This is a genomic window from Tabrizicola sp. (assembly GCF_051645465.1).
GTDB lineage: Bacteria > Pseudomonadota > Alphaproteobacteria > Rhodobacterales > Rhodobacteraceae > Tabrizicola.
The window spans coordinates 1-8,258 of record NZ_JBOFBI010000294.1 but is presented as its reverse complement, the minus strand read 5'-3'; the positions used below and the strand labels follow the sequence as shown (position 1 = coordinate 8,258).

Below are 8,258 nucleotides of genomic sequence, written 5' to 3'. Positions count from 1 at the left end.
TCGACACCCGGCCTTCGGTCAGGGCCGAGTAGTCCAGCGCATCGTCCAGCATCACCGCCAGATCGCGCGCCGAGGTGACAATGGTCTTCAGCCTTTGCCGCGACTGACCCTGGGCGGTCGCGGTCTCGATCTCGCCCAGCCCGATGACGGCATTCAGGGGGGTGCGAAGCTCATGGCTGATCTGCGCCAGAAAACGCCCCTTGGCAGCGTCCGAGGCCCGCGCCGCCGTTGCCGCTGCCGCACTTGCCCGATGCAGATTGTGGTTCGAAATCATCGCAACCGCCGCATATCCAAGCCCCGCGGATGCGGCGATCGTGCAGATAACAAGGCCCCGCCAGTTGCCCAGGTCGATCCAGTAGATCAGGTTGATTATGTAAGTGACCGCGGCCACCGCGAGGATCCCGGCGGTGCCCATCGGCAGATGGATCGAGCGGATCGAGCTTAAGTGCAGAAGCGTCGCCATGGCGATGCCGACCGCCACGGCCTTCGCATAGGGGTCGTCTTCCATCCAGACCAGCCCCGCCGCCGTCAGCAGGGTGGCCTCCATCACGGCCATGCCGGCCATGCAGGCCCGGTACCGCCAGGGCGACTTCTCGGGGTCGAGGCCCGGCATGTTTCGATCGCAGAAAACCTCCGCCGAAAGGTTGATTGCGAAAAGCGCAAGCATCAGCCAGCCGTTGGCAAAGATGTCGCAGATCGCAAAGCCAAGGGCGGTGGCAAGAATGCGCTGCCAGAACTCGTTTGTGGCGATCTCATGCTGGCGCGCGATCTCTTCAAGGACCCGCTGCCCTTCGACTTCTTTCGTTGGGGGCAAGTGAAGCATTAACTGGGCGGACCACCGGATTGCAGCAATGGCGCCAGACTAGCCCGATCGCCGCACGGCAGGTCAAGGGGGGGCCGATCAGGGCGGCGCAACCGGCGTGATCACTGTGTCTTGTCGGAGGGTGCCATCCCTGCCGAAGATCAGGATGTGGTCGTCAGTCGTCACCACGGCGATCCAGCCGGTTCCAAAGGTCACGGCGGCTGCCTTCTTGCCCTCGGGCAGCGCGATCTCGGCGGGCAGGGTCGGTGCGGCTGTGAAGGCCTGGGGCATCCGGGTGACAATCAGCCCGACCACGGTTATGACACCGCCGATCATCGTCAGCGTCAGGATGATCACCAGCCATTTCAGAAGCCGCAGGCTGGGCGGCAGCGCCACCGCTTCGGGGGCATCAGGCGGGGTGGGCTCGGGCATGGACGACACTTTCGACGAAGAGGACGAGGGCGGCGGCGGCGCTGGCGGCAGCCTTGCCGTCACCATCGGCGAAGACGCCCCCGTCCGTCTTGATAAGGCCCTTGCCGCCGCGGTGCCAGAGGCGGCCGCACTGTCGCGGTCCCGGCTGATGCGGATGATCGCTGAAGGCGCGGTCAGCCGGGACGGGGTGGCGGTGACGGACCCGAAGACCAAGGTCGCGGCGGGTGAGGTCTACACGCTCCGCCTTGATCCGGCTGCGGCGGTCGAGACCCTGGCCGAGGACATCCCCCTGACGGTCGTCTGGGAGGATGCCGACCTCATCGTCATCGACAAGCCCGCCGGGATGGTCGTCCACCCCGCGCCGGGTTCGCCCTCGGGGACACTGGTGAATGCGCTCCTCCACCACTGCGGGGACACCCTCTCGGGGATCGGGGGTGAGAGGCGGCCGGGGATCGTCCACCGGATCGACAAGGATACGACCGGGCTTCTGGTCGTGGCCAAGTCCGACCGGGCGCATCATGGGCTGGCGCGGCAGTTCGAGGATCACTCGGTCACCCGGCACTATCTGGCCGTGGTGCATGGGGTGCCTTCCGCAGCCGACCCCCGGCTTCGCGGCCTCCGCGGGATCAGCTTCGAGCCGGGCGGGATCCTCAGGATCGCAACCGGCCTTGCCCGCCACAAGACCGACCGGCAGCGCCAGGCGGTGGTCTGGGAAAGCGGGCGGCATGCCGTGACGCGGGTGCGGGTTGTCGAGAGTTTCGGCGGACATGCCTCGCTGGTCGAGTGCTGGCTGGAGACGGGGCGGACGCATCAGATCCGGGTGCACCTGGCCTATGCGGGACATGGGCTGGTGGGTGACCAGACCTATGGGGGCCGCAGGAAGCTCGGCTCGGCGTTGGGGCAGGGGGCGGAGGTCGGGAACGCCTTCCCCCGCCAGGCGCTCCATGCCGCGACCCTGGGGTTCGACCATCCGGTGACGGGGGAAAGGCTGGAGTTCGCCTCGCCACTGCCTGCCGACATGGCGGCGCTGATCGGGGCGCTCAGGGCGAGGTGAGCGATGGGCGCGGTGCCCTTCTTTTTTAATCTTTTTAGATCAATGGCTTGGTTATCAGCGTTAAGTATTCGGAAAGCTCTCCCCCCGCCTCGCCCCGCACGGTTGCGAAGGCCGCCGACGATGTCTATGCTCGCCCCCGCACGGACCCCGCAGGTCTCCTGGAGTGCGCCTTATGTCAGAGAATGTAGCCGCCTGCTGACGTCGCCTGCCCGAACTGCCGGGCGAAAGGTGACATGCACGACCGGTGAAGCGCGTCTCGCCTTCGCCGTGTCCGGCGTGGCTGCATTCCTCGGACTTTCCATGAACATCTCACGAAGCGAGCAGCGCGTGCTGCACGTCATGGCCCTTGGGGGCCGCATCGACCACCTGCGCAATTCGGGCCGCAAGATCGACGAAGTCCTCTGCGTCACCCGCGACGGGCTGATCCTGTCCGACTGCACCCTGGCCGTCTTCCAGCGCTTGAGGCGCAAGCGGCTGATCGGGTCGGAAGGAGGCGGCCCTTACCGCATAACCCGGCTGGGGCGGCTCTCGGTCCGGGCGCAGACGGACAATCAAGGCTGAGGCCTCATGACCCAGACGCGAGAGCCGGGGGGGGGGGCGGAACGAACGATCCTGCGGTGGGACCGGCCCCTGTCTTGAGAGGGGCCGGTCCTGGCCTGGGGCTTCGAGCGCCGGGTGACCTTCGGTCGGTTTGAGTGTCCGCTGTGCGAGACAGAGCGGTCATTCGCAGTCAGTTTTGCGGATTAATGTCGGGCCCCGAAATCGAACAAATCTCTTTGTGCAGGACGTTGGTTAGCCTGCGCGCATATGCATTAACCTTTGAAAAATCACTGATCATCAAAGGATTGTCTGGCGCTTCCCAACGAAAAGCCATCACGAGTATATGGTGTGGCAAGCCCCACTCAAGGGGATCGTTTTCGTTTCCACAGGGAAAGACTGAATAGTAGGTCATGCAACGATGATCAGGTTTGCTCAGGCACCGGAAGAACCTCGGGCTGTTTTCGGACCAATCCGCGTTGCTCCCCAGTATCACTCCGCCATAGCTGTCACTTGCCGGCGACCAAATAAAGTAGTGATGGCCGCCCTCGTGATCCAAACCCTGCAGTTCACCATCGACCACTGGTTTGGCTTCCCAAATGTCGCGACTGCGCCGTACCAAGGCTACACCGTATCGCTCGGCCGAAACCCCAGATGGAGGAGTGAGTCCAAGTTCGATGAGATTTCGAGGTGAACCGCTTGTCATGAAGTTCTGCGGAGACCCTTCATTCAGGATACGAAGTGTCCATCCTTCGACCTCGCAGATGTCCTGATAGTACAAGTCTTCGTCTATCTGGATCGAGTCAATGATGCGGTCCGCACAGACCTCGCTGAAAGCGGGGGCAGAAAGCTGAAAAAATACTGCAAGAGCGCCCCAGACCTTTCCCCCGTGCATTGTTCTGGCCTCTCTGGCGTAGCAAGTATTGTCGGACCTAGCTATCTGAAAAACAATTTCCCGATGACCGCAATGGGCTCTCTGCCATCTGCAGCGCGACCGCGCGTCTGCGTGGCCTAGTTTGGCGATCTGAAGGTCTGACATTCGCGTGACCCTCATGTAACGAGGCTTTACATCGGCGGAACCCGGGACACTTATCGTTAAAGCAAAGGTGATATGCCGACCCTTGCGGCGGCTGCACAGTTACCATAAGTTACGCCCTTCCGGGGGCGCAGTCGCACCGGCAGCAATAGGGGGCACGATATGAGCACCTACACCAACCTACCCGCACCAAGCCCCGAACAGGGGATGAACCGGTATCTGCAGGAAATCCGCAAGTTTCCTCTCTTGGAGCCGGAAGAGGAATACATGCTGGCCAAGCGCTGGGTCGATCATCAGGACTCGAGTGCTGCCCATCAGATGGTGACCTCGCACCTGCGGCTGGCCGCGAAGATCGCCATGGGCTACCGCGGCTATGGTCTGCCGCAGGCCGAGGTGATCTCGGAGGCGAATGTGGGCCTGATGCAGGCCGTCAAGCGCTTCGATCCCGAAAAGGGCTTCCGTCTGGCGACCTATGCCATGTGGTGGATCCGCGCGTCGATCCAGGAATACATCCTGCGGTCGTGGAGCCTGGTGAAGCTTGGCACCACCTCGGCGCAGAAGAAGCTGTTCTTCAACCTGCGCAAAGCCAAGGCCAAGGTCGGCGCGCTGGAAGAGGGCGACCTGCGGCCCGAGAACGTGGCCCAGATCGCCAAGGACCTGTCAGTGACCGAGGAAGAGGTCATCGACATGAACCGCCGCCTTTCCGGCTCGGACGCCAGCCTGAACGCGACCGTGGGGTCGGATGGCGACAGCTCGACCCAGTGGCAGGACTGGCTGGAGGACGAGGACAGCGATCAGGCCGAAGCCTATGAGGAAAAGGACGAGCTTGACGCCCGCCGCGCGCTTCTGGTGCAGGCGATGTCGGTCCTGAACGACCGCGAGAAGGACGTGCTGATGCAGCGCCGCCTGGCCGAAGACCCGGTGACGCTGGAGGAGCTGTCGGAAAGCTACGGCGTCAGCCGCGAGCGCATCCGCCAGATCGAGGTCCGCGCCTTCGAGAAACTGCAGGCCAAGATGCGCGAGCTTGCCAAGGGCAAGGGCATGGTGATCCCGGCCTGAGTCGGCTTGAACGTCGGGATGGGCAGATTGCCCATCCCGCGGTTAGCGGCTAAAGACGCGTACGACTGGAGCCGCGCCAATGACCATGCTTGAGACCTTTCTGAAGCCCATGCACCGCGAGGGCTACAAGTTCGTGGCGGCCTTTGCGGTCGTCACAGCGCTTCTCTTCTGGATCTGGGATCCGCTGGGCTGGATCGGCGTGGGCCTCACGGTCTGGTGCTACTATTTCTTCCGCGACCCCAAACGTGCGGTGCCCGAGAATGCCGGGCTTCTGGTCAGCCCGGCGGACGGTGTCGTCAGCCTGATCGAACGCGCCGTGCCGCCCGCCGATCTGGGGCTTGGACCGGAGGCGCTGGTCAGGGTCTCGGTCTTCATGTCGGTCTTCAACTGCCACGTGAACCGCGCGCCGATTGCCGGGCGGATCACGGCGGTCGCCTACCGGCCGGGGAAGTTCTTCAACGCCTCGCTTGACAAGGCCTCCGACGAGAACGAGCGCAATGCGCTGGCGATCGAGATCGCTGACGGTCGCAAGATCGCGGTGGTGCAGATCGCGGGTCTCGTCGCGCGGCGCATCATGTGCTGGAAGAAGCTGGGCGACACAGTGCGGACCGGTGAGCGGTTCGGCCTCATCCGCTTCGGCTCGCGGCTGGATGTCTACCTGCCCGAGGGCGTGCATCCGCAGGTGGCGCTTGGCCAGACCATGATCGGTGGCGAGACGGTGATCGCGCTCATCGGTCAGGACGCGCCCGCCCGCGCGGCACGGGTGGAGTGACCGATGGCCCGCAGGCCTGGTGATGCCCCCCGCGAGCTCTTGCTTCTGAAGCTTCTGCCGAATGTCGTGTCGGTCCTGGCATTGTGCGCGGGCCTGACGGCGATCCGCTATGCGATTGCGGGCGAATACAGCCGTGCCGTCCTGCTGATCGGGGTGGCGGCAGCGCTGGATGGTCTGGACGGGCGGCTTGCGCGGATGCTGAAATCGGAAAGCGCCATCGGGGCGGAACTCGACTCGCTCTGCGATCTGGTGAACTTCGGCGTGGCCCCTGGGCTGGTCCTCTATGTCTGGGGCCTTAGACCCGAGACGAGCCTCGGCTGGATCGCGGTTCTGGTCTATGTCGTCTGCTGCATGCTGCGGCTGGCCCGCTTCAACGTAGGCTCGCGCGCGGTGGGCGAGGCGGCCGAGAAGACGTCGTTCATCGGCGTGCCGTCGCCAGCCGGGGCGCTGCTGGTGCTGTCGCCGCTCTACCTGTCCTTCGCGACCAGCATGGCGGTGCAGCTGCCCGCGGTCCTGGTCGCCGCGTGGATGGTGCTGATCGGGGGCCTGATGATCAGCCGGGTGCGCACGCCGTCGCTGAAGCGGATCACGATCGCGACCGATCATGCGCGCTATGTGCTGGTGGCCGCGGTGGTCCTTGCCGCTGCCGTTCTGACCTACCCCTGGGTCACGCTTCTGGCCCTGTGCCTGGCCTATCTGGCGGGGGTGATCCTCCTCGCGCTCCGCAGTCTGGGAAAGCCCAAGATCGGCTGAATTCCAGCGCCGGTTGCGGGTTCTGCTTGCTTTCCCGGGCATCATCCGCAGAGTGGCGCCCGGAAATTGCAAGGGAATCATATGCATGCAAGTAGAGGCCATTCAGAAATCCTATCGCCGCTGGGCGCCGGTCTATGATTTTGCGTTCGGACGGATCACTCAAGGTGGCCGCACTCTGGCAGCGCAGCATGTGAACACCCAAGGCGGCTCGGTCCTGGAAGTGGGCATCGGCACGGGCCTCGCGCTGGATTACTACGAGCCGCATGTGCAGGTGACGGGCATCGATCTGTCAGCCGAGATGCTGCGCGAGGCTGCGGTCAAGGCCAGGAAGAAGCACCTCGGCAACGTTGTCGGGCTTCACCAGATGGACGCGCGCAAGATCAACTTCCCTGACGCCTCGTTCGACCATGTCGCCGCGATGCACATCATGTCGGTCGTGCCCGAGCCCGAGCGTGTGCTGGCCGAGATGGCCCGCCTTTGCCGCCCCGGCGGATCGGTGATGATCGCCAACCACTTCGCGGGACGGGCCGAGGGCTGGTCCTTCATGGAACGGCTGGCCGCGCCGCTCGCGAATCTTCTTGGCTGGCATTCCGATTTCCCGATCGAGCGGGTGATGGGCCATCCGCTCCTGAAGCTTGAGGATCAGGTTCAGGTGCGCCCGTTCGGGCTGATGACGTTCCTGCGCTTCAGGCGGGTTGCGGGTTAGCGCTAAATCTGGCCAAGATCGGACCATAGCGCGCGGTAATCGGGGGGAAGCCATGAAACCGGTCAGATGGGGTGTTCTCGGGGCGGCAAAGTTCGCGCGGGAGCACATGGCGCCCGCGATACACGCCGCCGAAGGCGCCGAGTTCGCGGCCCTTGCCACGTCCGACCCGGCCAAGGCCGAGCCGTTCCAGGCGTTCTGTCCGGGCCTGACCGTGCATCCGACCTATGACGCGCTTCTGGCCGACCCGACCATCGACGCGGTCTACATTCCGCTGCCCAACCACATGCATGTGGAATGGACGCTGAAGACCCTGGCGGCCGGCAAGCATGTGCTGACCGAAAAGCCGATCGCGCTTAAAGCCCGCGATATCGACCAGATCATCCTGGCCCGCGACCGCACCAGGCTTCTGGCGGCCGAGGCCTACATGATCGTCCACCACCCGCAGTGGCAGCGGGCGAAAGAGTGGTTCGAGGCGGGCGAGATCGGCGATCTCGTCCATGCCGATGTGGCGTTCAGCTTCAACCTCACCGATGGCGGAAATATCCGCAACAAGCCGGAAACCGGCGGCGGGTCCTTGCGCGATATCGGGGTCTATACGTTCGGCTGCACCCGGTTCGTCACGGGGGCGGAGCCGGTGGACCTCTCCGCCCGTCTTCACCGCGAGAACGGGGTCGATGTCTTCGCCCAGGTCGCAGGCGTGATGGAGGGGCCGCCAAACAAACCTAATGTGGGCCGCTTCACCTATGGCTCGATGACCTCGATGCGGATGTACAACCGCCAGACGGCGACCTTCCAGGGCACGAAGGGCATGATCCGGCTGGACGGCGGGCCGTTCAATGCGAACGTGAACGATATCGCGGCGGTGGAACTGCACCAGAACGGCAACCGGGTGACGGTGGAACGGTTCCCGACCGCCAACCACTACAAGCTGCAGGTCGAGGCCTTCAACCGGACGGTCCGTGACGGCGTGCCCTATCCCTGCCCGCTGGAATTCGTGCGCGGGACGCAGGCGATGATGGACCGGGTCTACGAAGTAGCGGTCGAGATCTGACCGCTCCTCGTTCGACTTCGTCTCCTCCTCGCTGGCGGCGCTCCGACGAGGAGACG

General features: G+C 64.3%; 10 protein-coding genes. 7 read left to right on the top strand and 3 right to left on the bottom strand.

What is annotated here, in order from left to right; genetic code table 11:
• Together ACRCSW_RS18890 and ACRCSW_RS18885 are read right to left on the bottom strand one after the other, a co-directional pair.
• Positions 1-814 (bottom strand): sensor histidine kinase (locus ACRCSW_RS18890; RefSeq protein WP_438707200.1); only part of this gene is annotated, 814 nt, incomplete at its 3' end.
• A gap of 87 nt (positions 815-901) precedes the next feature.
• Entirely contained in the window at positions 902-1,234 is a 333-nt protein-coding gene (locus ACRCSW_RS18885; RefSeq protein WP_438707199.1) for a DUF6476 family protein, read from the bottom strand.
• Here ACRCSW_RS18885 and ACRCSW_RS18880 point away from each other — a divergent pair.
• Both ACRCSW_RS18880 and ACRCSW_RS18875 read left to right on the top strand, forming a co-directional pair.
• Positions 1,233-2,288, top strand: coding sequence for an RluA family pseudouridine synthase (locus tag ACRCSW_RS18880; RefSeq protein WP_438707198.1), 1,056 nt, complete (start codon positions 1,233-1,235; stop codon positions 2,286-2,288). The two genes, ACRCSW_RS18885 and ACRCSW_RS18880, sit on opposite strands and share 2 nt — an antisense overlap.
• Positions 2,289-2,588: 300 nt before the next feature.
• Complete coding sequence (locus ACRCSW_RS18875) at positions 2,589-2,849, top strand: YjhX family toxin (RefSeq protein WP_438707197.1); 261 nt, start codon at positions 2,589-2,591, stop codon at positions 2,847-2,849.
• 169 nt (positions 2,850-3,018) lie between these two features.
• On the opposite strand, the gene ACRCSW_RS18870 is transcribed toward ACRCSW_RS18875, so the two are convergent.
• Entirely contained in the window at positions 3,019-3,720 is a 702-nt protein-coding gene (locus ACRCSW_RS18870; RefSeq protein ID WP_438707196.1) for a hypothetical protein, read from the bottom strand.
• A 303-nt stretch (positions 3,721-4,023) separates the two neighbouring features.
• On the opposite strand from ACRCSW_RS18870, the gene rpoH reads away from it, so the two are divergent.
• From rpoH to ACRCSW_RS18845, 5 genes are all read left to right on the top strand, one after another.
• Entirely contained in the window at positions 4,024-4,920 is an 897-nt protein-coding gene (gene rpoH, locus ACRCSW_RS18865) for an RNA polymerase sigma factor RpoH (RefSeq protein WP_438707195.1), read from the top strand.
• A gap of 79 nt (positions 4,921-4,999) precedes the next feature.
• Complete coding sequence (locus ACRCSW_RS18860; RefSeq protein WP_438707194.1) at positions 5,000-5,692, top strand: phosphatidylserine decarboxylase; 693 nt, start codon at positions 5,000-5,002, stop codon at positions 5,690-5,692.
• A gap of 3 nt (positions 5,693-5,695) precedes the next feature.
• Positions 5,696-6,445 (top strand): CDP-diacylglycerol--serine O-phosphatidyltransferase, encoded by a 750-nt coding sequence (gene pssA, locus ACRCSW_RS18855; protein WP_438707193.1) that lies wholly within the window; start codon positions 5,696-5,698, stop codon positions 6,443-6,445.
• A gap of 85 nt (positions 6,446-6,530) precedes the next feature.
• Complete coding sequence (locus tag ACRCSW_RS18850; protein ID WP_438707192.1) at positions 6,531-7,151, top strand: class I SAM-dependent methyltransferase; 621 nt, start codon at positions 6,531-6,533, stop codon at positions 7,149-7,151.
• 52 nt (positions 7,152-7,203) lie between these two features.
• Positions 7,204-8,202, top strand: coding sequence for a Gfo/Idh/MocA family protein (locus ACRCSW_RS18845; RefSeq protein ID WP_438707191.1), 999 nt, complete (start codon positions 7,204-7,206; stop codon positions 8,200-8,202).
• The last annotated feature ends 56 nt before the right edge of the window (positions 8,203-8,258 follow it).